The organism is Thermodesulfovibrio sp. 3462-1 (genome assembly GCF_040451425.1).
GTDB lineage: Bacteria > Nitrospirota > Thermodesulfovibrionia > Thermodesulfovibrionales > Thermodesulfovibrionaceae > Thermodesulfovibrio > Thermodesulfovibrio obliviosus.
In genome coordinates this window covers 1,148,570-1,171,903 of sequence record NZ_CP144374.1, presented here as the reverse complement: position 1 = coordinate 1,171,903, position 23,334 = coordinate 1,148,570, and the positions used below count along the sequence as shown (strand labels likewise).

The following is a 23,334-nucleotide window of genomic DNA, read 5'->3' as shown; positions in this document are numbered from 1 at the left end:
AATGGCTCTTTCATTTTTAACTGTTTTGCCTTTAAAAGTAAAGAAAATTAACGAAAAAGAGATTGCAAGTTCTGTTATTTTTTTCCCTTTTGTAGGATTTTTAGAGGGGGTCTTTTCTTTTTTACTGATTAAGAAATTGAATTATATATTCTCATCTTCGGTTATTTCCGTTATTTTACTTTTATTTTTATTTTCATTGAGAGGAATATTTCACATAGATGGACTTTCAGACACCTTTGATGCTCTTTTTTATAAAGAAACAGGAGACAAAGAAAAGGATATACAAAGAAGACTTGAAATAATAAGCGATAGTACAATTGGTGTAGCTGGAGTTGTAGCTTCAACATTTGATATTCTCTGCAGATTTGTTTTTTTCAGGGAGCTCATTGATGGTAATCAATTCATGATATTTATTTTTACGTTTGTATTTTCAAGATGGTCTGTAATTCCATTAATGTATTATGGAAAGCCTGCAAAAACAAAGGGACTTGGAGCTATGTTTGTCGGCAAAATTAGTAAAGAGCAGTTTATTCTATCTACAGCTTTGCCTGTATTTTTGGTAATTTACTTTACTGTAAAAAGTTTCATTTTTTTGCCATTGATTGTACTTTTACTTTGCTTAATTCTTTTTATTTTGAAAAACTTTTTTGAAGATAAATTCAGCGGAATAACAGGAGATCATCTTGGAGCTACTGTTGAAATAACGGAGGTAATTTTTCTTTTTTGTTTTTTACTTTGTGCAAGAATATGGCTAAGTTATTGATGATACAGGGAACATCTTCAAATTGCGGGAAAAGCTTATTGGTTACAGCTTTATGTAGAATTGCAAAACAAAGGGGTATAAAAGTTGCTCCTTTTAAAGCTCAGAATATGAGTTTACAAAGTTTTGTTACAGAAGATGGAGGAGAGATAGCCCTTGCTCAGGCAATACAGGCAGAGGCAGCTGGTATTGTTCCTCTTATTCACATGAATCCCATTTTACTTAAACCAGCAGGGCAACAGGGCACCCAGGTAGTTGTTCATGGAAAGCTTTACAAAACATTGAAATTAAATGATTTTTACTGGGAGAAGAAAAAACTGTGGGATGCTGTTAAAATCTCACTTGATTATCTAACCAAAGAATATGAACTCTTAATTATTGAGGGTGCTGGAAGCCCTGCAGAGATAAATCTCATTGAAAATGATATTGTAAATATGGCTGTGGCAGATTATCTTAAAGCACCTGTATTAATTGTAGGAGATATTGATAGAGGTGGAGTTTTTGCCTCTATTTATGGAACTGTAAAACTTCTTGAGGAATATGACCACCTTATCAAAGGTTTCATAATCAACAAATTTAGAGGTTACATTGATATTCTTTCACCAGGGATAAAAAAGCTTGAGGAAATGATAAAAAAGCCATGTGTGGGTGTGATTCCCTACATACATGAAACAGGAATAGCTGATGAAGATGGAATTTCCTTAAGGCTTTCAAATTCTTTCATTCTCAAATCAGATGCAGCAGTAAAAATAGTTGTTCTAAAGCTGAGATATATCTCAAATTTCAGTGATTTTGAACCATTAAGATTTGAACCAGATGTGGAGTTAGTTTATTCATTAAGAAAAGAAGATCTTATTAATGCTGATATAATAATCATTCCTGGTTCAAAAAACACCTTTGAAGATTTAACTTTGCTCAAACAGCTAAAAATTGATGAAATACTAAAAGAGCTTGCTAAGAATAAAGTTGAAATTATTGGAATATGTGGTGGATTTCAGATGCTTGGAGAAAAATTAATAGACCCCTATATGGTTGAAAGCTCATTTTTTGATTTATGCATGACAGAAGGGAGGTGTCATAAAGAAATTAATGGAATTGGTTTATTACCGGTTAAAACAGTATTTTATCCTGACAAAATAACCACTCAGGTTGAAGGTTATCTTTGTTCAGAACCTTTAATAAAAATTACAGGTTATGAGATTCATAAGGGAATAAGTTACGGACCTATGAGACTTTTTAAAATAAAAAGAAAATCAACAGGCCAGATTTTATTTGATGGAATTGTTTGTGAAAATGTATGGGGAACATATATCCATGGATTATTTGAAAATGATAGCTTAAGAAGATGGCTTATAAACAGACACAGAATTAAAAAGGGATTAAATCCTATTGAATATACCTTTTCATGGAAAAAGCTTAAGGAGTCATTTTTAGACAGTATTTCAGAAATCGTAGAAAAACACATTAATATGGATAAAATATGGGAAATAGCTGGTATATGAAAATATTCTATGTTGAAAACTGGACAGTAGTTGCAGCCTTTTTAATTGATTTTTTGAGTGGATACCATAAAAAATATCATCCTATTAAGGCAATTGGTAAACTCATTGAAAAAAATGAGTCATTTTTAAGAAACAGAAAACTCACTGGCAGATTTGGAGGCTTCTTACTTTTTTTATTAACAACAGCTCCTATTTTTTTATTTTCAATTATTTTTGTTTATTTTATTGAAAAAATGAATAGTCTATCAATGATTGGATGGCTTTTTTCACGTATTTTCCTTGTGTTATTTAGCAGTCTTTTTATTGCTTTAAGAGGTCTAATTTATGAGGCTAAAAAGGTAGATAAACTTTTAAATGAAGGCAATTTAGTTCAGGCAAGGATTTCTTTGAAAGCTCTTGTTGGAAGAGATACTGAAAATCTCATCCCTGAAAAAATAAGAATAGCAATTATTGAAAGTCTTGCGGAAAATCTCTGTGATGCAGTTATTGCTCCATTGTTTTACTTTTTTCTCGGTGGATTTCCTTTTCTTGTTTTTTATAAAACAGTAAACACGCTTGATTCAATGGTTGGTTATAAAAATGAAAGATATATAAAATTTGGATGGTTTTCAGCTAAGATGGATGACATTTTTAACTATGTTCCAGCAAGAATAACAGGAATTTTCATAGTTTTAAGCTCCTTTATTTTGCTTGGTTTTTCTACAGGAAAAAGATCGCTTAAAATCATGCTAAGAGATGGGAAAAATCATAGCAGTCCAAACAGTGGAATACCAGAGGCAGCAATGGCAGGAGCATTGGGGGTGAGGCTTGGAGGTCCCAACTACTACGGGGGTATTCTTGTAGAAAAACCATATATTGGAGAAGACTTGAATAGTATTAGTTCAGAACTAATTAATTTAAGCATTAAAATTATTACAGTTAGCAGTTTTTTATTTATTTTAGCATCCATTTTTCTGAGGAACCTTTTATGACACACGGAGGTGATATTTATACTGCTTCAGAGATAACAGGAAAATCTCTTTATCACATCATAGACATGAGTTCCTCTGTTAATCCAATTCCTTTACCTAATAAGATAAAAAGAAAAGTTATTGAAAAATTTCCATTTATTCATAAATATCCAGATACGGAAGCAAGGCAGTTTAAAAAGATTATTTCTGAGTTTTATAATATTCCGTTTGAAAATATCATATGTGGAAACGGTTCAACAGAATTAATATATCTTACAGTTAAAACATTAAAGCCTGCATCTGTTTTAATTTTAGAACCTACATTTACAGAGTATGAGAGGGCCTGTAAAGTAAATGGGATAGAGAAGATAGAGAAAATTTTCACGCTCAATAGAGAAGAAATTTTTGAAAGGATTAAAGAAAAAATGCAAAAAAGAAAATATGAAATTGTTTTCATATGCAATCCCAATAATCCAACTGGATGTTTAATAAATAAAAAAGAAATCCTTAGACTGGCTTCTTTTTATGAAAATACTGTCTTTGTAGTAGATGAAGCTTTTATTGATTTTGTCCCTGATGAAAGTCTGATTAAAAATGCAATATCAAAAAATATTATAGTTTTACGCTCTCTTACAAAATTTTATGGACTTGCAGGATTGAGATTTGGTTATGCTGTAACTTCCTCTGAAATTATTGAAAAAATGAAAATATACAGACAACCCTGGAGCATAAACAGTTTGGCTCAATGGATAGCAGAGGAAATTATTAAGGATGAAGAGTTTAAAAGGCAGAGTTATGCATTTTTTATGAAAGAAAAAGAATTCTTTGAATGCACATTAAATGAACTTAAAGTGAAATATTTTCCATCAGTTGCAAACTTTTATCTCATTGAAATACCTAAAAAAGGCATTTTTAAATATATGCTTGAAAGAGGAATCCTCATTCGAGATTGTTCAGATTTTTACGGACTTAATGAAAACTTTATAAGAGTTTCTGTGAAAACCAGAGATGAGAATGAGAAATTTTTTAAAGAACTGAGAGAATTTTTAAGGATTTAATATGATCACATTCATTATTGGTGGAATAAAAAGTGGAAAAACTAAATTTGCACTTAAAAAAGCACAAAACACGGGGAGTAAAAATCTTTACTATATTGCAACAGCAAGAGCTATTGATGATGAGATGAGACAACGTATTGAAAGACATAAAAAAGAAAGAGGCAGTCAATGGATTACAATAGAAGAGCCTATAAATTTAATGGGAGTGATTATGAAAATTCCTGAAAACTCTTCAATTGTAATTGACTGTCTTACCACATGGCTTACAAATCTTATTGTTGAAGGCTATGATTATCAGGAATTCGTTAGCTCTTTCATTGATGTATTGAAGAAAATCAAAGGCAGCATCCACATATTTATTGTTTCAAATGAAGTTGGGCTTGGAATAATTCCTGAAAAAGAACTTGGAAGAAAATTCATTGATATTGCAGGAACATTAAATCAGAAAATAATGGATATATGTGATAAAGCCTATTTAATGATTGCTGGGCAAGGACTGCAAATAAAATGAGAGCATTGGTTCTTTTTATACTATTTTTATTTTCTCCGACATTTACATTTGCTCAGCCAGAAAGAATTATTTCACTTGCACCGTCAGTTACAGAGGCGATTTATTATCTTGGTGCAATTGATAAGCTTGTGGCTGTGTCAGATTACTGTAAATGGCCTGAAGAAGTTAAAAACAAACCTAAGGTTGGAGGCATGATTAATCCGTCCTATGAAAAAATACTGGCTTTAAAGCCAGACTTAGTAATAATTTCAAAGGATGTAACTCCCATAGAGGTCTACAACAGGTTGATAGAATTGGGGATAAAAGTTCATGTTTATGCTCCAGAGACTCTTAAAGATATGCCAGATGAATTGATAAAACTGGGAATTGCAATTGGCAAGGAAAGACAGGCAAAAATTGTTGCCCATGAATTTCAAAAAAATATAAAGAAAGTAAAGCGAACATTCAATAATCAGAAGGCATTGTTTGTAATATGGACTGAACCCTTAACAGTTGCAGGGAAGTCATCTCACATAAATGAAGTTATGAATCTTTTGGGCTTAAAAAATATTGCGGAGTATTCATCAATCAATATAGAGAGAGTAATAAAATTAAATCCCGAAATAATATTTTTTGGTGCAGGACATGAAACAGTTCCTGAAGGATTGCTCGTAAAATTAAAAGACACAAAGGCAGTTAAAAAAGGCAATATTTATTTTATAAGTGATAAAATTTATCATCTTAGCCCCAGAATAGTTGAAGGAATTAAAGAGATGGCAGGTGTAAAAATCAGGAATTAAGCTTTAATCCTAACTGTAGCATCTTTTCCTTGATTTTAAATATCCTGTCTCTTATCTGAGCAGCTCTCTCAAATTCAAGATTTTCTGCTGCGTGTCTCATCTCCTCCTCAAGTTTTTTTAAGGTTTTTTCACTGAGTTTATACTCTTCAGTGTCTTCTTTGACAACATCAACAGTAAAGTAATCTCTTTCATAAATTGATGAAAGAATGTCTTTAATTTTGCTTTTTACTGTTTCAGGAACAATTCCCATTTTTTTGTTATACTCAAGCTGGATTTTTCTCCTTCTTTCAGTTTCCTCAATTGCTCTCTTCATTGACTCTGTAATTGTATCAGCGTACAGAATTACTGTGCCATTTATATTTCTTGATGCTCTGCCTGCTGTTTGAATAAGTGACCTTTCAGAACGAAGAAATCCTTCTTTATCAGCATCAAATATCGCAACAAGAGAGACTTCTGGAAGGTCAAGCCCTTCTCTTAAAAGATTTACTCCAATTAAGACATCAAACTTACCAAGTCTTAGATCTCTTAAAATTTCAACCCTTTCAAGGGTATCAATATCTGAATGTAAATATTTTGTTTTAATTCCAAGTGAACTATAATAATCAGTCAAATCCTCAGCCATCTTTTTTGTAAGAGTTGTTACAAGAACCCTTTCTCCTCTTTCAACTCTTTTATGAATTTCTTCAAGAAGGTCTTCAACCTGGTTTGTAGCTGGACGAACCTCCATCTTAGGGTCAACAAGTCCTGTTGGTCTTATAATTTGTTCAATCACTCTTCCACCTGATTTTTCAATTTCATAGTCTCCTGGAGTAGCTGAAACATAAATTACATAATTCATTCTGTGTTCAAATTCTTCAAACTTTAATGGACGGTTATCAAGTGCACTGGGCAGTCTGAATCCATAATCAACGAGTGTTTGCTTGCGAGACCTGTCTCCTTCATACATTCCTCCAATTTGTGGAACTGTTACATGGCTTTCATCAATAACTGTTAGAAAATCTCCTTTTGAAGGTCCTGCATAAAGGTAATCTATTAATGTAAATGGCGGCTCTCCGGGAAGTCTTCCGCTGAGGTGTCTTGAGTAGTTTTCAATTCCATGACAGTGCCCAAACTGGCTTAACATTTCAAGATCAAAACGGGTTCTTCTTTCAATTCTTTCAGCAAAAAGGTTCTCACCTCTTTCTTTGAAATATTTTATTCTTTCTATAAGTTCTTCTTCTATGGTTTCAAGTGCTCTCTTTAGTCTTGGTTCAGGAGTTACCCAGTGACTGTTTGGTGGAATAAGGATTCTTGGAGTTCTTCTAATCCGGGTTCCTGAAAGAGGGTCTATTTCATAAATTGCATCAATCTCATTGTCAAAAAATTCAACTCTATAAGCTTTATCAAGACAATGGGAGGCATATATGTCAACAACATCTCCTCTTACACGAAAACAACCTCTTCTGAATTCATCCTCTGCTCTTGTATAGAGAACTTCAACGAGTTTTCTTAGAAGTGCATCTCTTTCAGTAATCATGCCTTCTTCAATATTTATGTGCATTGCCATGTAGTCATCAGGAGAGCCAATTCCATAAATGCATGATACAGAGGCTACAACTATTACATCTCTGCGAGTAAGAACTGACAGAGTTGCAGAGTGTCTCATCCTGTCAATGTCATCATTTATCAATGCATCTTTTTCAATATAGGTGTCTGTTTCTGGAATGTAAGCTTCTGGTTGATAGTAATCGTAATAGCTAACATAGTATTCAACAGCATTGTAAGGGAAAAGCTCTTTTAGCTCACCGTAAAGTTGTGCAGCAAGGGTTTTATTATGGGCAATAATCAGTGTTGGTTTGTTAACCTTAGCAATGACATTTGCTATTGTAAAGGTTTTCCCAGAACCTGTAACACCAAGTAAAACCTGATGTTTATAACCTTTGCTTATGCCTTCTACAAGTGCTTTTATTGCTTTTGGCTGGTCTCCCTTTGGTTTAAAGGGACTGTGAAGTATAAATTTGTCCATTGATTATAGTTTAACTCTGGAGCAATTTTGCTGCCTTTTTTGCAAAATAGGTAAGGATAAGATCTGCACCAGCTCTTTTTATGGCAGTGAGAATTTCCATCATTACAGCCTCTTCATTAAGCCAGCCAAGCTGGGAAGCAGCCTTTACCATTGAGTATTCTCCACTTACATTGTAGGCAGCTACAGGAACATGAAAATTTTGTTTTACATCTGAAATTACATCAAGATATGCCAGTGCTGGCTTAACCATTACAATATCAGCACCTTCTTCAATGTCAAGGGCTACCTCTTTTATTGCTTCTCTGCGATTTGCGGGATCCATTTGATAGGAGCGTCTGTCACCAAAGGCTGGAGCACTTTGTGCAGCTTCCCTGAAAGGTCCATAAAAGGCTGAGGCATATTTGGCAGAATAGGACATTATCGCTACATCTGTAAAACCTTCTTCATCAAGGGCTTTTCGTATTCTTCCAACTCTTCCATCCATCATGTCAGAGGGTGCAACAATGTCAGCTCCTGCATGGGCATGAGATAGTGCTTCAAGTGCAAGCACTTCAAGGGTTGAGTCATTGTCAATTTTACCATTTTTTATGATTCCACAGTGCCCATGAGATGTATACTCACAGAGACATACATCAGTTATAACTATTAAATCAGGAACTGAGTCTTTGATTGCTTTTACAGCCTGCTGAACAACTCCTGATTCATCATAAGCAGATGAGGCTTTTTCATCTTTATGTTCTGGAATTCCAAAAAGAATAATCGCAGGAATTCCAAGAGAAAAAACTTCTCTGGCTGTTTTAATTGTTTCATCAATACTTTCCTGAAAACATTCAGGCATTGAAGATATAGGATTTTTAACTGCCTTTCCAGGAACAACAAACATTGGATAAATAAAATCCTGAGGGGTGAGGTCTGTTTCCCTCACCATGCGCCTCAGGATATCGCTTTTTCTAAGTCTTCTTGGGCGATGAACTGGAAACATCGCTATTATACGCCGCAACTACCTCCGCAACCCGGACCACATGAAGGCATTGGTCCTTTAAGAATGAATCCTTCCTGCTCCTCATCCTCATAGTAGTCAAGTTCAAGTTCACTGAGAAGATCAAAGGTCTGTTTATCCATAAAGACCCTTAATCCATCTTTTTCCACTACTTCATCACCTTCTTGAGGATTTTCATCAATATCAAGACCAAATGAAGGGCTACAATATCCTTCTGCAGAGAATATTCTCAAGCCCCAGCCTTCTTTGCCCTCCTGCTTGAGGATCATTTTTGCCTTTTCGGCTGCTTTTGAACTGATACTAAACACAGCTACCTCCTAAAAATTTTTTTCTAACTTCAGAATAGCAGTTTTTAAAAATATTTTGCAAGAAAAAATTTAATGAGCTAAAATACAATTATGCAACCGCTTGAAAATAAAAAAATAGTTAGAGTTAAACAGGATGAGGCTATAGAAGTTGATGATACTGTGGCTGTGGAAAAAAGAATAAAAATTTATGTAAACAATGAGGAAGTTGTTTCTCTATCAGCTTCTCCTATGCAGATCAAAGAACTCGTTATAGGTTTTCTTATGACAGAGGATATTTTAAAGGGAGACTGGTGTCCTGAAAAAATAATTATTGAAGAAAATGAAAAAGAGATTAATGCCCGGGTTGAACTTGAAGGACATGTTTCGCTTAATGGTAAAACAATTACATCAGGATGTATGAGTTCTGTAAGTTTTTTAAATGATGTAAAAGGTAGCATTGATGATGATTTGAAAGTCAGTCAGAATGCTTTATTTCGTCTCTTTAAGGAGTTTCAGGAAAAATCAAATCTTTATAGAACAACAGGATGCATTCATGCTGCAGCACTGGCAAATGACAGAGAGATTTTATTTATTGCAGAAGATGTTGGCAGACATAATGCAGTGGACAAAGTAATTGGATGGGCATTGCTCAATAGAGAGGGCTTTAGAGGTAAAATTATGCTCGTAAGTGGAAGGATTTCCTCTGAGATGGCATTAAAAGCTGCAAAATGGAGAATTCCAGTTATTGTAAGTAGGACAGCACCAACTTCTCTTGCGGTTGAATTGGCTCAAAAAGCCAATTTAACAGTAATAGGTTTTTTAAGAGGAAGCAGATTTAACATTTACAGTAATCCTGAAAGGGTAATTCTTTAAATCCCACTACTTGGACATATATCATTCAATGGACATATTTTATGCTGTGGTGATTTTGCTTTACAGATTTCTCTTCCAAGCATTATGAGTAGGTGCGAAAGCTTTCCCCAATACTCACGAGGTGTTATCTTCATAAGATCCTGTTCAATTTTATCAGAATCTGTATTTTCTGTGAGTCCAAGGAGCTTTGATAGTCTTTTTACATGAGTATCAACAGCCACACCTTCGTTTATTCCAAAGGCATTCCACAGCACAATATTTGCTGTTTTTCTTCCAACTCCTGGAAGGCTCACTAAATCCTCCATTGTTTTTGGAACTTCTCCATTAAATTTTTCAATCAATTCTTTTGCAAGCGATTTTATGTATTTTGCTTTATTTTTATAAAAGTTTATGCTTTTTATGTCCTTTTCAAGCTCTTCCAATGAAGCATTTGCGTAATCATAGGCAGTTTTATATTTTTTGAAAAGATTTTCAGTAACTTTGTTGACATTCACATCTGTTGTTTGGGCTGAAAGTATTGTCGCTACAAGTAAGTCAAGGGGAGTATTAAAATTTAGTGCTGTTTTAACATTAGGATATATTTTGTCAAGCCTTTTAATTATCTCTAAGACTTTTTCTTTTTTGTCCATTTTAACCTCCAATTTTTAAAACTTTTGCGCCTTTTATTTTTCTATTTTTTATATCCTGAATTGCTTTATTTGCTTCAGAAAAAGGATATATTTCAATCTCTGGCTTTATTGGAATTTTTGAGGCAATGTAAAGAAACTCTCTTATGTCTTTTCTTGTAACATTTGCTACTGTTTTAATCTCCTTTTCAAGCCATAAATCTCTTGGATAGTCAATGTTTAAAAATTCATTTTTATCAATTTCCTCTTTTCTTATTGCGTTTATTACAAGCCTGCCTCCTGGTTTAAGATGTTGTAAAACCATAATTGGAGGCTTCCATACAGGAGTTGTGTCAATTGCTGAGTTAATTTTTTCAGCAGGCTCTTCATTAAAATCTCCAGCCCAGTATGCACCAAGTTCAATAGCGAGCTCCCTTTCTGAAGGTGTTCTTGAAAACACGAAAATTTTTGTATAAGGATATAAAAATTTTATCATCTTTAGCACAAGATGTCCTGAAGCACCAAAGCCAACCAGTCCAATATTCTGACCATTTTCAAGATTTGTAAGCCTTAAAGCTCTGTAACCAATTGCTCCTGCACAAAAAAGTGGAGCAGCCTCTTCATCTTTAAAATTTTCTGGAATAGGAAAAGCAAAATCTTCATTAATTTTAAAATACTCTGCATATCCACCATGAGCATCCTTGCCTGTTGCTTTGAAATCTTTACATAGATTTTCAAGTTCCTTTAAGCAGAATTCACATTTACCACAAGCTGAATAAATCCATCCTGCAGCGGCTCTGTCACCAATTTTAAAATTTTTTACTTCTCTACCAATTTCCACAACTTCTCCAACAATCTGATGCCCTGGAATTATAGGGAAAAATGAAGGAGTTGCTCTTCCTTCTATTTCATCAATTTCAGTGTGACAAACTCCACAGGCATGAACTTTTATAACTATTTCTTTTGCTTGAGGCAGAGGATCTCCTATTTCAATGAGATTTAAAGGTTGATTATTTTTGATTTCTGTTGTTTCTCCGATTACCCAGGCTTTCATAAAGATATTATACTCTGTTTTGCTATCAAGACAATAATTTTTTTCGGCAATTTCAAAAACTGTTATTGCTCACTGTGTTGGAAAATTTGACCCTCTTAGGTAAAAAATGCCTGTTTTTTGACAGACAGTATTGCTTGAATTAAAATTTTAAAACAATTTTTACTGTGGCATAGAATTTGTATTCTTTTTTAGAAAAAATTTAGGAGGAATTGGATGAATCCTAAAATACTTGTAATGAACATAACAAAAGATATCAATAAATTTATTGCCTTGAATGCATTTTTGATAATTGCTTTGTCATTTGTTTTTATTTCTGGCCAATATGACAAGAAAGAACTTATTTTGCTTATTTCATTAGGAGGAGCAATCTCAGTGTTGGCTAATTTATTGATTGCTAAAATATTGAAAAGAAAAATGGAAAAAATAATACATAATTCTTTTGAAAAAGTTGAAAATCAACTTTATTTTGATGAACTAACTTCAGTTTACAATAGAACAGCTGGGATAAATAGATTGATAGAAGAGATGGCAAGGATAAAAAGAAATAAGCAGCATTTGTCTATAGCAATGGTTGATATAGATAACTTTAAATCTATAAATGACAACTTTGGACACCTTGTAGGCGATAGGATTTTAAATCATGTTGCTTTGCAGATTAAAAATTTTTTAAGAGCAACCGATGTAGTTTCAAGATACGGAGGAGAAGAATTTTTGATAATTCTTCCAGACACTGATGAGATAAAAGCTTTAATGGCACTGGAAAGAGTAAGAGAAAATATAGCTAAAAAACCAGTTAAAGCAGGAAGCGAAAAAATTTTTATCACTGTAAGTGTTGGCATAACAGAGATTGATACGAATGACAACTTAACAGAGGCAATACACAGAGCTGATATGGCACTTTATCAGGCAAAAAGAAGTGGTAAAAATAAAATTGAACTTGCTTCCAAAAATATAAATGCAGGCTTTAAGCTGTCATAAATATTTCGGTTTTATCTTTCCAGAATTCTTCTAATAAAGCTCGGATTTTTGGATATGAACTCAGATTAAGGCTCTCCCTTAAAATTATTTCTGCCTCCTTTCTTGCTACCTCAAGAAGACTCTGGTCTTTTATCAGATCAGCAACTTTCAAATCAGGCATTCCTGACTGTTTAACTCCAAAAAGTTCTCCCGGTCCTCTTATTTTCATGTCCTCTTCAGCTATTTTAAATCCATCAGAGTAATTTACAATTGCTTTAAGCCTCAGCTTTGCTTCTTCAGTTAATTTATAGGGCAGAAGAATGCATTTTGAAGGTCTCGGTCCTCTTCCAACTCTTCCTCTTAGTTGATGCAGTTGAGAAAGTCCAAATCTTTCTGCATGAGTTATTATCATTAAAGTAGCATTTGGAACATCTACGCCAACTTCAATAACTGTTGTAGCAACAAGAATATGGATACTGCCAGAGCGAAATTCTTTCATTATTTCTTCTCTTTGTTTTGGTGGCATTTTTCCATGAAGTAGTCCTACTCTGTATTGAGGAAAAAGCTTTTGTAAGCCTTCATATCCCTGAGTTGCTGATTTCAGATCCATTACTTCAGATTCTTCTATTAAAGGATAGACAACATAAACCTGTCCTCCTGTTTTAACTTCTTCTTCTATCATTTTATAAACTAATTTTTTATTCTCAGGTTCTATAACTTTTGTTAAAACAGGTTTTCTTCCACGAGGAAGTTCATCAAGCACAGAGTAGTCAAGGTCTCCATAAACAGTAAGTGCCATGGTTCTTGGAATAGGTGTGGCTGTCATTACAAGGGTGTCTGGATTTAATCCTTTCTTTTTTAACATTGCCCTCTGGATTACTCCAAATCTATGTTGCTCGTCTATTACAACAAGTCCTAAGTTTTTAAAATGAACATTCTGCTGAATTAAAGCATGAGTGCCAATAATAAGGTTTGCAGTTCCTGATGCAATTAAATTAGCATGTTTGTTGTATGTGGATGTGAAAATTAAAACATTAACAGGCAGTCCTTTCACAAGGGAAGAAATATTTAAATAATGTTGCTCTGCAAGTATCTCTGTTGGTGCCATTAAGGCTGCCTGATATCCACACTCAATGGCAGCAAGCATCGCTGCCAGAGCAACAACTGTTTTTCCTGAGCCTACATCCCCTTGAAGAAGTCTGTTCATTGGAGTGGGTTTTTCCATATCCTGTAAAATCTCTTTTATTACCTTTTGTTGAGCCATAGTAAGTTGAAAAGGAAGATTTTCAAGAAACTTTTTTAAAAGCTTTCCTTCAGGCTTGAAAGATATACCTTCTTCACAAATTCTGTTTTGCTTCATCATAAGAATTCCAAGTTGAAGTAAAAATAATTCGTCAAAAATGATTCTCTTGTGAAATAAAGAATTTTTTTCATTCAAGGCTTTTATATCTACATCATGCGGTGGAAAATGAACAGATTTGAGAGCTTCATTAATATGTGGAAAGTTTAATTTTTTTATTAATTTTTCAGGCAGGGGCTCCTGTATCAGAGGAATACCAAATTCCACCGCAGCCTGCATTATTGATTGCATCTGTCTTTGGGATATACCTTCAGTAAGCCTGTATACAGGGACAATTTCTTGATTTTGAGAGTTCAATGTTTCTGCGATTTCATATTCTGGATTTACAATTTCTATGTAAGCTTCCCTCCAGTCAATCTGAGCTTTTCCAAAAATTTTTATTTTTTGTTTTTCCTTTAAAATTTTTTTCAAATAAAGCTGATTAAACCATTTTGCTTTAAGATAGCCTGTTGAATCTGAGATAATTGCTTCTATTATTGAAAGATTAGTTTTTGTTTTTAATTCATTAATCTGAACTATATGTCCTTGTACAGTGACAATTTCTCCAGGTTTTATATCAAAAATGTTTTTTTTGTTTCTTCTGTCTTCATACTGAAAGGGAAGATAATATAGAGCATCCTTAACTGTTTGTATGCCTAATTTTTTAAGAAGACTGGCTTTTTTAGGACCTACACCCTTGAGATACTGAATGGGAAGATTTAATCCATTCATTTACTTTATTCATTTTCTTTAGTTTTCATCTGAGCATATTCTGATTCACTTAAGACATCAATACTCCAGCCAGTCAGTTTGGAGGCAAGTCTTACATTTTGTCCTTTTTTGCCAATTGCTAGCGAAAGCTGGTCATTTTCAACAACCACTACTGCTGTTTTTTCCTTTTCATTTATCCCGACTTTAAGTACAGTTGCAGGAGTTAGAGCTTTTGCAATAAAAAGACTCGGATCATCACTGTAAGGAATTATGTCAATTCTTTCACCTTTCAGTTCTCTTACAACAGCCTGAACTCTTGTTCCTTTCATACCAACACAGGCTCCAATAGGATCTACCGAAGGATCCCGTGATGCCACAGCTATTTTTGTTCTTTCTCCTGGATCTCTTGCAATACTTTTTATTTGCACTATACCATCTTGAATCTCCGGCACTTCAAGACTAAACAGTCCAATTACAAAATTCGGATGAGTTCGTGACAGTTTTATTACAGGTTCTTTTGAAGTTTGTTTTACTTCAAATATATATGCCTTAACAATATCTCCTCTTTTTAGATTATCCTGCGGCAGCACTTCTTTTTCTGGCAGGATAGCTTCTGCTTTTCCTACAAGAATATAAAAATTTCCTTTTTCTTTTCTCAAAACTGTGCCGCTTACTATGTTGCCAACTTTATCTTTAAATTCTTCATAGATTAAGAATCTCTCAATTTCTCTTATTTTTTGGAAAAGCACTTGTTTTGCCGTTGTAACAGCAATTCTACCAAAATCCTGAATAGACAATGGAACTTCAACTGTATCTCCAATTCCTTTATCAGTATATTTTTGCTGTACTTCTTGTATGGAGATTTCACTTGCTGGATCTTTTACCTCTTCTACTACTTTCTTAATTTCAAAAATATTGATATCAAAAGTTTGAGGATCTATTTTTATTCTAATCGAAGACCTATTACCATACTTTTTTCTTATAGCTGAGATAAGTGCTGTTTCAAGCAATTCTATTACAGCATCCTTAGTAATTCCTTTTTCTCTCATTATTTGTTCTACTAAAAATTTAAGCTCTTTCCCCATAACCCTATCCTAAGTAAACCTGAGCTTTAAGTATTTTATTTAAAGGTATAAATAAAAGTTCTGATTTTTCTTCTTTTTTACTCCCTTTTCCTTTTGTCTCTTTAATTTCTATTCTTACCCAATCATCTCCTGCATCAATAATTTTACCTATAAAAAAGGTGCGTTCTGCTATTTTTTCTTTTGTGGTAATCTTTACATTTCTTCCAAGATTTCTTAAAAAATCTTTTTTTTCTTTAAGAGGCCTATCAATACCTGGAGAAGAAACTTCAAGAGTGTAAGAGCTTTTTATAGGATCTTCAATATCAAGTATGGCTTCTATAGCTCTTGAGAAGTTTTCACAGTCTTTAATAGTTACTCCTCCTTCTCTGTCAATAAAAATTCTTAAAATCAATCCTTTTCCACCAGGGTGTATTTCTATATCAAGAACTTCAACTCCCTCTTGCTCGCTAACTTGTTCTGCATATTCTTTTATTTTGTCTTTTAATTCTTTAATGTTCATTAACTCCCTCAATTTTATCAAAATAAAAGAGTGGGGAAGCCCACTCTTTCAAAAAGTTTAACATTTTTAAGAGATTTAAAGCAACACCAGGAATGATCCCGGTGTTGCTTTTGTTATATCCTGCTAAATTATTTTTTCTCAGCAGGTTTTTCAGGAGCTTTTTCAGGAGCCTTTGGAGCCTCAGGAGCTTTTGGAGCTTCAGGAGCTTTTTCAGGAGCTGGTGCTGGTGCAGGAGCTGGAGCTGGTGCTGGAGCAGGTGCCTCAGCAGGCTTTTTCTCCTCAGCCTTTTTGCATCCTAATGCAAAGCTAAAGGATACCATAAGAATTAATGAAAGAACTAATGCAAGTATTTTCTTCATCTTCTTTCGTCACCTCCTTTCCCTTACTTTTTTAAGCTAAAAACTGAAATCCCTTTGATTTTCTTTTTTTACCATTGTTTTAATCTTTTTGTCAACCCCTTTTGATATTTTTATTTTACCACTACTCTATGCCCTGTAAGGTTAATAATTAATATTACCAGTGCAATTATTAAAAGAGATAAAATTACTGCTAAGCCAGCATCTCCAGCAATTTTAATTTCATCAATTTTTAATGCAAGCTTATGAAGACTCTGTTCATCAAGACTTGAGAGTCTATCCATGATTTCTTTTTCAGAATAACCAAAATCTTTAAGTCTCTGAGAAACAATTTTCATTTCAAGAAATTTCTGAAGTTTTTCGAGATCCTGAGTCTTTGTGTTAAGAGTTACTTCAGATGCAATGAAAGCAGCTCCTGCTGACTGAACAATTCCAATTACGACAATTGAGATGATTAAATAACCTACAAGTAACTTCTTAAACATAAAACACCTCCTATTTAGTTTTTAGTTTTTGAATTTGTTCAAATGTATCTTGATAAATTTTGATTTTCTCTGGATTGTTTTTTTCAATCTCCATTGCTTTTTTTACAAGCTCCTGAGCTTTATCAAGATTTTCATTTTTTATGCAATAAAGCCATGCAAGGTTATTATATGCATCAGCAAGTTTGTCATTTTTTTGAATTGCTTTTTTGTAGTATTCTTCTGCAATATCGTATTTTTTCTGATTTAAATATAAATTGCCAAGAAAAAGATAACCTTTTGCATCTGATTTTGAAGCTTCTTTGTAATGTTGTATAGCTTCATCAATAAGCCCTTTCTTTTCATAATTTAATCCTAATTGAAGATGTTCCTGGGGTGTTAAAGGATCATGTAAAACAACGACCTGCGGCATACTGCAGCCTGTGATTATCAGACAGATTGCTATTAATAATCTTAACAGCATTGTGTAATTATACCATAAAAAAGGTATAATTAGTTCATGCCTTATTTTGATGTATCAATTCCCCTCAAACTTAAAACACTTACCTATGAATATGATGAAGACATAGATTTAAAGGGATTTGCTGTTCAAGTTCCCCTTAAAAATAGGACAGTTGAAGGCATTGTTATAAAACGCGCTGATAAACCTGAAGAAATAATGAAAATAAAGAAAATTCAGGCAATTATTGGTAAAGCTTATGAAAAAAAATTCATAGATTTTCTCCAGTGGATGAGTTTTTACTATATATCTGAGATAGGTTCTGTTTTGAGAGCTACTTTTTTTGAAGAGATTATGAAATTGCTTAAGGGAATAAGAAATAAAAAAATTTTGCAATCCCGAGATGATTCAATTTTGTTTCATTTAGAAAATTATTTTTTAAATGAAGAGACTCTCTCAAAAATTATTGACATTGCAAAAATAGGCAATTATAAAACAGTTCTTGTTCACTGTCCTGATTTTTTCTATGAGATGAAGTTAATGGTTGAAACAGTTAAGAATCTTTTATCCTTGGATGGAGCAATTCTTTTAATACTACCTGAAAAAAAAGATGCTCAGAGACTTTACAGCACTTTAAAAGAATTTGATTCCAGGATTGTACTTCTTCACAGTGAAATGCCTCGCTCAGAGATTTTGTTTTCAATAAAAGAAATAATTGAAAACAGAGCAAAAGTTGTGGTGGGAACAAGATTTGCTCTGTTTGCACCTGTAAAAAAACTTTCATTGATTATGGTATCCCAGGAATCGCACTGGCTTTATAAGGAAGAACAATCTCCAAGATATCATGCAAGAGACTGTGCTGTGATGAGAGGATTTATTGAAGGATGTCCTGTTGTGCTTACAGATTTTATGCCATCCACAACTTCTTATTATAATACACTGAGAGGTAAATACGAATTTATAGATGACTTCAATACAGTGAAACATCCCGAGATAAAAATTTTAAGGCAGCCATATCAAAGCATTTTTCATCCTGAAACAATGCTTTATATGAAACTTCATTATAAAGAAGGAATTCTTGTTACTTCTCCAAGAAGTGGCTACAGTCTTCTTCGTTGTTCAGAATGTGGAGAAGTTATTAAATGTGAAAAATGCGGGCTCAGCATGATTTTTCATAAATCCATCAAAACAGTTGAATGTTTTAGATGCGGTTTTGTTATGAAAGCTCCAGAACAATGTCTTTATTGTTCTGGAGTTGATATACATCCAGTTGGAGTTGGCGTTGAAAGAATTAAGGAGGAGCTTGAAAATATTTTTTCAGGAAAACATATAGAGATTAGACAAATGGATATGGAAATTGAGAACTCTCAAGGAATCTGGGTTGCTGAAACAGGAAAGGTAAAAAAAGGACATCTTCCTGTTTTTAAAGTAGCTGTATTTGTGGATTTTGATTTTTTTCTTTTTATTCCTGATTACAGAACTCTTGAAAGAGCTTTTGCAAGAGTTTTATCTCTAAGCCAGCTTATCAGAGAAGATGGAGAGTTATTCATTCAGACAAGAAATCCTGCAAATGAGTTTTTTAAGTTTATTCGCTCTTATAATTTCAAAGATTTTTACCTTTATGAGCTAAAACACAGACAAGAAGCTGGTTTTCCTCCATTTTCAAGGTTTATTAAGTTGATAATAAAAATCAAAAAAACATCTTCCGAATCTGTATTAGGTGAAATTAAGGATTTTCTAAAAAGTCATGTAACGGGAGAAATTACAGGACCTGTGAAAAATGAAAATGAGGAATTTGTTTTTATTCTGAGATCAAAAGATAAAAAAAAGCTTATTGATGAGTTAAATAATGCTGCCAGACAGCTAAAATTCTATAAAGGCATTTCTTTTAAAGTTGAAGTAGACCCTGTAAATTTAAAAATCTAAAAATAGCGGTGTTTTATTTTTTTTAAAAATTTTTTTCGCAAATTCAATATCACGAGCAATATTTTCTTTTAATTGTTCTGGTGAATTAAATTTTTTCTCATCACGAATTCTCTCAATAAAGTGAACTCTAATGATTTTGCCAAGCAGATTTTCTTTAAAATCAAAGATGTGAACTTCATAGCTCATATTTGTATTGCCAAAAGTTGGGTTTTTACCAATGTTTGCCACACCATTAAAAGTCTTTAAATTGGGTATGGTAACCTTAACTGCATATACTCCTTGTTTTGGAATAATCTCCTGCTCGGGAACAAAGTTTGCAGTAGGATATCCAAGAATTGATGAGCCTCTTCCCATTCCTCTTATTACTTCACCATCTACATGATAGGCTCTTCCAAGAAACTGATTTGCTTCTTTGATGTTTCCCTGAAAAAGAGCATTTCTTACAGCAGTGCTGCTTAATATTTTCCCACCTTTTTTGTAGGCTTTAAGCACAGTAACCTTAAATCCATATATTTCACCAAGCTTTTTCAGCAGTTCTCTATCTCCTTTTCTTGCTCTGCCAAATCTGTAGTCGTATCCCACAACAATCCATTTTACATTGAATTTTTCCACAAGAATATCTTTTACAAAATCTTCTGCCTCTATCTGAGCAAATTCATAGGTAAAAGGTATAGAAATTGTTAAATCTATCCCGCATTTTTCAATCAGTTTTATTTTGTCTTCATTGGTTGTAATCAGTTTAAGGGGATGCTCTTTATAGAGCACTTTAATTGGATGGGGATTAAAAGTTATGACCACTGAGGTTCCGTTAATCTCAGCTGCTTTTCTTTTTACAAAATCAAAAATTTTCTGATGCCCAATGTGAACTCCATCAAAATTTCCTATTGTCATGACAGGGTTTGGATAATCAAGTTTTTCAATTTTTTTAATTACCTGCATATCTATGCTCCAGTGCTGTTAATTTTTGAAATAGCTCTTCCACCTGTGCCTTTGTTTTTTCTACACTACCTGAATTATCTATTATATAATCTGATTTTGATTTTTTCATCTCAATTGGAAACTGTGCTTTGAGTCTTTTAATTGCTTCTTGCTTTGAAATTCCTTTTTTCTGAAGACGCTGTATTGCTATTTCTTCAGGAGTCCAGACAGTAATAATTATATCAAATCTGTTCTGATAACCCCTTTCAAAAATAACAGGTGCCTCGATAACTACAATTTTTGGCTCTCCTCTTTCAGGAATTTTTTTTATTATTTCATCAATTTTTTCAAAGACTTTTGGATGAAGAATGTTTTCAAGATATATTCTCATAAGGGGATTGTCAAAAATTATCTGGGCAATGTATTTTTTATTAAGTTTGCCATCAGAAATAACCTCTTGTCCAAAAAGTCTTTTAATTTCTTCTATTACTGAAGCTTCATTTAAAAGCTCCTCAACGATTTTATCAGTATTTATCACATAAGCACCAAGACTGCGGAAGATTTCAGCTACTGTGCTTTTACCCATTCCAAAGTTTCCTGTAAGTCCTACTTTAATCATTTTTTAGCATCTCCTTAAGTTCTTTAAGTTTTTTTAATGCCTTCTGGGGTGTAAGATTTTCTACATCAATCTTTGCTATTTCAGCAATAATAGGGTCTCCCTGAAAAAATAAATCAAGCTGCTTTGCCTTTGATTGAAAAGTCTGGAATTCTTTTTTTTCAAGTTTTTTTAATATATCCTTTGCCCTCAATAGAATCTCCTGTGGAAGCCCTGCAAGACGGGCAACCTGAATTCCATAGCTTTTATCAGCTCCACCTTTTTGTATCTTTCTCAAAAATATTATTTCATCACCCCATTCCTTAACCACTACTGTGTAATTTTTTATACAATCAAAGCTGAAGGCAAGGTCTGTTAATTCATGATAATGAGTGGCGAAAATAGTTCTTGCCTTGACTTTTTCTGCAATATACTCAACAACTGCCCAGGCAATGCTTATTCCATCAAAAGTGCTTGTTCCTCTTCCAACCTCATCAAGTATTATAAAACTTTTTTCTGTTGCATTATTCAGAATGTTAGCCACTTCTATCATTTCAACCATGAATGTGCTCTGTCCTTTTCCAAGATAGTCAGAAGCACCTATACGAGTAAAAATTCTATCAACAATCCCGATTCTTGCATGTTTTGCAGGAACAAAAGAACCAATCTGTGCCATGAGAACAATTAAAGCGTTCTGTCTCATGTATGTTGATTTTCCAGCCATATTTGGTCCTGTAAGAATAATAATTCTCTGGTCTTCTGAGCCAATTGATAAGTCATTTGGTATAAATCTCTGTTCAGGTAATTTCCCGAGCTGGATAAGTCTTTCAATTACGGGATGTCTTCCTTCAACAATTTCTATTACTTCCTCTTCTGTGATTTCAGGTCTTGTATATCTGTATTTTGATGCAACTTTTGCCAGACAGCAAAGAAAATCAATATATCCGATTACTTCTGCGTTTTTAAATATCTGCTCTGTGTGATAAGAAACTTTTTTAATTAATTCTCTAAATAATTCTTCTTCAAGAGTTTTAAGTCTTTCCTCTGCACTGAGTATTTTTTGTTCAAGTTCTTTAAGCTGTCTCGTTTCAAATCTCTCAGCATTTGCGAGAGTTTGTTTTCTTATATAGTGCGGAGGAACGAGTTTTAAATTCGGCTTTGTTACTTCAATGTAGTAACCAAAAACTCTATTGTAGCCAATTTTAAGAGAATTGATTCCAGTTTTTATTCTTTCTTCAGCTTCCATATTTAAAATATAGTTTTTACTTTGATTTTTTAAGGCTCTGAGCTCATCTATAACTGAATTATAGCCATCTCTGAAGATTCCTCCTTCATTTATTGGATTTGGAGGATTATCAACAAGAGCATCCTCTATTAGTGATGTGATTTCATTTAATTCGTGAAGACGGTTTGATAAGTCCTTAATAACTGGTGAATCATTTATCTGAAGCGTTTCTTTAAGTTCTGGAATCCTCTGCAATGCATCTTTTAATGCTTTGAGTTCTCTTGGATTTATGTTATACCTTTTAATCTTCAAGCCAAGTCTTTCAATATCTGGAAAGTCTTTTAAGATTTTCTCAGTGTTTTCTCTTAAAGCGTAATCTTTAAAGAATGCTTCTACTCCGTCAAGTCTTTTTTCTATGTCAGCTTTATTTAAAAGCGGACAGCACAGAGCATTTCTTAAGAGACGGGTTCCCATTGGAGTATTTGTTTCATCTAAAATCCATAAAAGGGAGCCTTCTTTATCTCCATCAAGGGATGATAAAATTTCAAGATTTTTTTTAGTTGAACCATCAAGAAGCATAAATTCTGAGAGATTCAAAACTTTTAATTGTTTGAATTGTGTTTGCTGTTTATTTTCCTCAAGATATTTTAAAAGTGCTCCTGCTGCTTGCACTGCAGGGTGAAAGTCATCTATTCCAAAACTTTTTAGAGAGGCTATTCTGAAGTGTTCAACAAGGCTTTTATAGGCAAGCATGTAGTCAAATTTCCAGTCATCCATAAAGGTAAATATTTTCTGATTAATTAAGTTTTCAAAATTTAAAAGGTCTTCAAGAGACTTTGGAACTATTATTTCCTTTGGTTCAAATCTATCAATTTCATCAAAAAGATTTTTATCAGTTTCATAAATAATGAATTCAGCTGTGGTAATATCTGCCAGGGCAATTCCTGTTTTTCCCTGTTTTTGTGGATATGCTGCCATTATGTAAACATTTTCCTTAGTTCCTTCTGGAAGATATGTTCCTGGAGTTAAGACTTTTACAACTTCTCTCTCCACTATCCCTTTTGTTGTTTTTGGATCTCCAATTTGTTCGCAAATAGCTACTTTATAACCTTCCCTGAGTAGTTTTTCAATATATGAATCAGCAGCAAAATAAGGAATTCCACACATGGGGACAGATTCTTTTGATTTATCTCTTGATGTAAGTGTTAATCCCAATATATTTGCTGCAATTTTAGCATCCTCACCAAACATTTCATAGAAATCGCCAAGCCTGAAAAAAACTATAGCATCATTATACTGGTGTTTTATTCTGAAGTATTGTTTCATAAGAGGAGTGAATTGTTCCTGTGAGACTGTCATGGAGTTCATTTAATTATTATACAGTATTGACAGCTATGCATTAAATATTCTATTTTATT

At 33.4% G+C, this 23,334-nt stretch carries 23 protein-coding genes; 9 read left to right on the top strand and 14 right to left on the bottom strand.

The features are described from left to right. Position 1: 1 nt before the first annotated feature. The 6 genes from cobS to V4D31_RS05855 are packed head-to-tail and all read left to right on the top strand — an operon-like array spanning position 2 to position 5,560. Positions 2–763 (top strand): adenosylcobinamide-GDP ribazoletransferase, encoded by a 762-nt coding sequence (cobS, locus tag V4D31_RS05880; protein WP_353685531.1) that lies wholly within the window; start codon positions 2–4, stop codon positions 761–763. Next, positions 748–2,262, top strand: coding sequence for a cobyric acid synthase (locus V4D31_RS05875; RefSeq protein ID WP_353685530.1), 1,515 nt, complete (start codon positions 748–750; stop codon positions 2,260–2,262). The genes cobS and V4D31_RS05875 overlap by 16 nt, the downstream gene beginning before the upstream one ends. After that, positions 2,259–3,233, top strand: coding sequence for an adenosylcobinamide-phosphate synthase CbiB (gene cbiB, locus V4D31_RS05870; protein WP_353685529.1), 975 nt, complete (start codon positions 2,259–2,261; stop codon positions 3,231–3,233). The genes V4D31_RS05875 and cbiB overlap by 4 nt, the downstream gene beginning before the upstream one ends. Beyond that, positions 3,230–4,270: a threonine-phosphate decarboxylase CobD gene (gene cobD, locus V4D31_RS05865; RefSeq protein ID WP_353685528.1), complete on the top strand. Its 1,041-nt coding sequence runs from the start codon at positions 3,230–3,232 to the stop codon at positions 4,268–4,270. Before cbiB ends, cobD begins: the two co-directional genes overlap by 4 nt. Position 4,271: 1 nt before the next feature. Beyond that, a complete protein-coding gene (gene cobU / locus V4D31_RS05860) occupies positions 4,272–4,781 on the top strand; it encodes a bifunctional adenosylcobinamide kinase/adenosylcobinamide-phosphate guanylyltransferase (RefSeq protein WP_353685527.1) in 510 nt (169 codons plus the stop codon). Beyond that, complete coding sequence (locus V4D31_RS05855; RefSeq protein WP_353685526.1) at positions 4,778–5,560, top strand: helical backbone metal receptor; 783 nt, start codon at positions 4,778–4,780, stop codon at positions 5,558–5,560. Before cobU ends, V4D31_RS05855 begins: the two co-directional genes overlap by 4 nt. Here the strand turns inward: V4D31_RS05855 and uvrB are convergent. The 3 genes from uvrB to V4D31_RS05840 are packed head-to-tail and all read right to left on the bottom strand — an operon-like array spanning position 5,550 to position 8,873. Further along, on the bottom strand, positions 5,550–7,565 hold the full coding sequence (uvrB, locus tag V4D31_RS05850) for an excinuclease ABC subunit UvrB (protein WP_353685525.1): 2,016 nt from the start codon (positions 7,563–7,565) through the stop codon (positions 5,550–5,552). The two genes, V4D31_RS05855 and uvrB, sit on opposite strands and share 11 nt — an antisense overlap. Before the next feature lie 10 nt (positions 7,566–7,575). Continuing rightward, positions 7,576–8,547: a porphobilinogen synthase gene (gene hemB, locus V4D31_RS05845; RefSeq protein WP_353687090.1), complete on the bottom strand. Its 972-nt coding sequence runs from the start codon at positions 8,545–8,547 to the stop codon at positions 7,576–7,578. A 5-nt stretch (positions 8,548–8,552) separates the two neighbouring features. Further along, positions 8,553–8,873: an iron-sulfur cluster assembly accessory protein gene (locus V4D31_RS05840; RefSeq protein ID WP_353685524.1), complete on the bottom strand. Its 321-nt coding sequence runs from the start codon at positions 8,871–8,873 to the stop codon at positions 8,553–8,555. 90 nt (positions 8,874–8,963) lie between these two features. Here V4D31_RS05840 and fdhD point away from each other — a divergent pair, with 90 nt between their 5' ends. Continuing rightward, entirely contained in the window at positions 8,964–9,725 is a 762-nt protein-coding gene (gene fdhD / locus V4D31_RS05835; protein ID WP_353685523.1) for a formate dehydrogenase accessory sulfurtransferase FdhD, read from the top strand. On the opposite strand, the gene nth is transcribed toward fdhD, so the two are convergent. Both nth and V4D31_RS05825 read right to left on the bottom strand, forming a co-directional pair. Then, the gene (gene nth, locus V4D31_RS05830; protein ID WP_353685522.1) at positions 9,722–10,354 is read right to left on the bottom strand and encodes an endonuclease III; all 633 of its coding nucleotides are present in this window, start codon (positions 10,352–10,354) and stop codon (positions 9,722–9,724) included. The two genes, fdhD and nth, sit on opposite strands and share 4 nt — an antisense overlap. Before the next feature lies 1 nt (position 10,355). Continuing rightward, the gene (locus V4D31_RS05825) at positions 10,356–11,384 is read right to left on the bottom strand and encodes a zinc-dependent alcohol dehydrogenase family protein (protein ID WP_353685521.1); all 1,029 of its coding nucleotides are present in this window, start codon (positions 11,382–11,384) and stop codon (positions 10,356–10,358) included. Between the two features lie 213 nt (positions 11,385–11,597). On the opposite strand from V4D31_RS05825, the gene V4D31_RS05820 reads away from it, so the two are divergent. After that, positions 11,598–12,362 carry a GGDEF domain-containing protein gene (locus V4D31_RS05820; RefSeq protein ID WP_353685520.1) on the top strand — a complete coding sequence of 255 codons (765 nt, stop codon included), beginning with the start codon at positions 11,598–11,600 and terminating at the stop codon, positions 12,360–12,362. Here V4D31_RS05820 and recG read toward each other — a convergent pair. From recG to V4D31_RS05790, 6 genes are all read right to left on the bottom strand, one after another. Then, positions 12,349–14,412: an ATP-dependent DNA helicase RecG gene (recG, locus tag V4D31_RS05815; protein WP_353685519.1), complete on the bottom strand. Its 2,064-nt coding sequence runs from the start codon at positions 14,410–14,412 to the stop codon at positions 12,349–12,351. The two genes, V4D31_RS05820 and recG, sit on opposite strands and share 14 nt — an antisense overlap. Before the next feature lie 5 nt (positions 14,413–14,417). Further along, the gene (gene nusA / locus V4D31_RS05810; RefSeq protein WP_353685518.1) at positions 14,418–15,476 is read right to left on the bottom strand and encodes a transcription termination factor NusA; all 1,059 of its coding nucleotides are present in this window, start codon (positions 15,474–15,476) and stop codon (positions 14,418–14,420) included. A gap of 4 nt (positions 15,477–15,480) precedes the next feature. Beyond that, a complete protein-coding gene (rimP, locus tag V4D31_RS05805) occupies positions 15,481–15,975 on the bottom strand; it encodes a ribosome maturation factor RimP (RefSeq protein ID WP_353685517.1) in 495 nt (164 codons plus the stop codon). Positions 15,976–16,103: 128 nt separating this feature from the next. Then, on the bottom strand, positions 16,104–16,334 hold the full coding sequence (locus V4D31_RS05800) for a hypothetical protein (protein WP_353685516.1): 231 nt from the start codon (positions 16,332–16,334) through the stop codon (positions 16,104–16,106). 110 nt (positions 16,335–16,444) lie between these two features. Beyond that, entirely contained in the window at positions 16,445–16,816 is a 372-nt protein-coding gene (locus V4D31_RS05795; protein ID WP_353685515.1) for a PA2779 family protein, read from the bottom strand. 10 nt (positions 16,817–16,826) lie between these two features. Continuing rightward, positions 16,827–17,276 carry a tetratricopeptide repeat protein gene (locus V4D31_RS05790; RefSeq protein WP_353685514.1) on the bottom strand — a complete coding sequence of 150 codons (450 nt, stop codon included), beginning with the start codon at positions 17,274–17,276 and terminating at the stop codon, positions 16,827–16,829. 36 nt (positions 17,277–17,312) lie between these two features. Here V4D31_RS05790 and V4D31_RS05785 point away from each other — a divergent pair, with 36 nt between their 5' ends. Beyond that, positions 17,313–19,178 carry a hypothetical protein gene (locus V4D31_RS05785; protein ID WP_353685513.1) on the top strand — a complete coding sequence of 622 codons (1,866 nt, stop codon included), beginning with the start codon at positions 17,313–17,315 and terminating at the stop codon, positions 19,176–19,178. On the opposite strand, the gene V4D31_RS05780 is transcribed toward V4D31_RS05785, so the two are convergent. Genes V4D31_RS05780 through mutS form a run of 3 tightly spaced genes read right to left on the bottom strand, consistent with a single transcriptional unit; the run spans position 19,167 to position 23,275 of the window. Next, positions 19,167–20,117, bottom strand: coding sequence for a bifunctional riboflavin kinase/FAD synthetase (locus tag V4D31_RS05780; RefSeq protein ID WP_353685512.1), 951 nt, complete (start codon positions 20,115–20,117; stop codon positions 19,167–19,169). The genes V4D31_RS05785 and V4D31_RS05780 overlap by 12 nt on opposite strands. After that, a complete protein-coding gene (gene coaE, locus V4D31_RS05775) occupies positions 20,104–20,715 on the bottom strand; it encodes a dephospho-CoA kinase (protein WP_353685511.1) in 612 nt (203 codons plus the stop codon). Before coaE ends, V4D31_RS05780 begins: the two co-directional genes overlap by 14 nt. Further along, positions 20,708–23,275, bottom strand: coding sequence for a DNA mismatch repair protein MutS (mutS, locus tag V4D31_RS05770; RefSeq protein WP_353685510.1), 2,568 nt, complete (start codon positions 23,273–23,275; stop codon positions 20,708–20,710). The genes coaE and mutS overlap by 8 nt, the downstream gene beginning before the upstream one ends. Positions 23,276–23,334: the final 59 nt, after the last annotated feature.

Coding starts and splice junctions, on each gene's coding strand:
- V4D31_RS05795 (WP_353685515.1), bottom strand. CDS start 16,816: ATGTTTAAGAAGTTACTTGTAGGTTATTTAATCATCTCAATTGTCGTA.
- cobS (WP_353685531.1), top strand. CDS start 2: ATGGCTCTTTCATTTTTAACTGTTTTGCCTTTAAAAGTAAAGAAAATT.
- V4D31_RS05800 (WP_353685516.1), bottom strand. CDS start 16,334: ATGAAGAAAATACTTGCATTAGTTCTTTCATTAATTCTTATGGTATCC.
- V4D31_RS05825 (WP_353685521.1), bottom strand. CDS start 11,384: ATGAAAGCCTGGGTAATCGGAGAAACAACAGAAATCAAAAATAATCAA.
- uvrB (WP_353685525.1), bottom strand. CDS start 7,565: ATGGACAAATTTATACTTCACAGTCCCTTTAAACCAAAGGGAGACCAG.
- V4D31_RS05785 (WP_353685513.1), top strand. CDS start 17,313: ATGCCTTATTTTGATGTATCAATTCCCCTCAAACTTAAAACACTTACC.
- cobD (WP_353685528.1), top strand. CDS start 3,230: ATGACACACGGAGGTGATATTTATACTGCTTCAGAGATAACAGGAAAA.
- V4D31_RS05790 (WP_353685514.1), bottom strand. CDS start 17,276: ATGCTGTTAAGATTATTAATAGCAATCTGTCTGATAATCACAGGCTGC.
- cobU (WP_353685527.1), top strand. CDS start 4,272: ATGATCACATTCATTATTGGTGGAATAAAAAGTGGAAAAACTAAATTT.
- V4D31_RS05780 (WP_353685512.1), bottom strand. CDS start 20,117: ATGCAGGTAATTAAAAAAATTGAAAAACTTGATTATCCAAACCCTGTC.
- rimP (WP_353685517.1), bottom strand. CDS start 15,975: ATGAACATTAAAGAATTAAAAGACAAAATAAAAGAATATGCAGAACAA.
- V4D31_RS05855 (WP_353685526.1), top strand. CDS start 4,778: ATGAGAGCATTGGTTCTTTTTATACTATTTTTATTTTCTCCGACATTT.
- cbiB (WP_353685529.1), top strand. CDS start 2,259: ATGAAAATATTCTATGTTGAAAACTGGACAGTAGTTGCAGCCTTTTTA.
- V4D31_RS05875 (WP_353685530.1), top strand. CDS start 748: ATGGCTAAGTTATTGATGATACAGGGAACATCTTCAAATTGCGGGAAA.
- coaE (WP_353685511.1), bottom strand. CDS start 20,715: ATGATTAAAGTAGGACTTACAGGAAACTTTGGAATGGGTAAAAGCACA.
- hemB (WP_353687090.1), bottom strand. CDS start 8,547: ATGTTTCCAGTTCATCGCCCAAGAAGACTTAGAAAAAGCGATATCCTG.
- recG (WP_353685519.1), bottom strand. CDS start 14,412: ATGAATGGATTAAATCTTCCCATTCAGTATCTCAAGGGTGTAGGTCCT.
- nth (WP_353685522.1), bottom strand. CDS start 10,354: ATGGACAAAAAAGAAAAAGTCTTAGAGATAATTAAAAGGCTTGACAAA.
- mutS (WP_353685510.1), bottom strand. CDS start 23,275: ATGACAGTCTCACAGGAACAATTCACTCCTCTTATGAAACAATACTTC.
- fdhD (WP_353685523.1), top strand. CDS start 8,964: ATGCAACCGCTTGAAAATAAAAAAATAGTTAGAGTTAAACAGGATGAG.
- V4D31_RS05820 (WP_353685520.1), top strand. CDS start 11,598: ATGAATCCTAAAATACTTGTAATGAACATAACAAAAGATATCAATAAA.
- nusA (WP_353685518.1), bottom strand. CDS start 15,476: ATGGGGAAAGAGCTTAAATTTTTAGTAGAACAAATAATGAGAGAAAAA.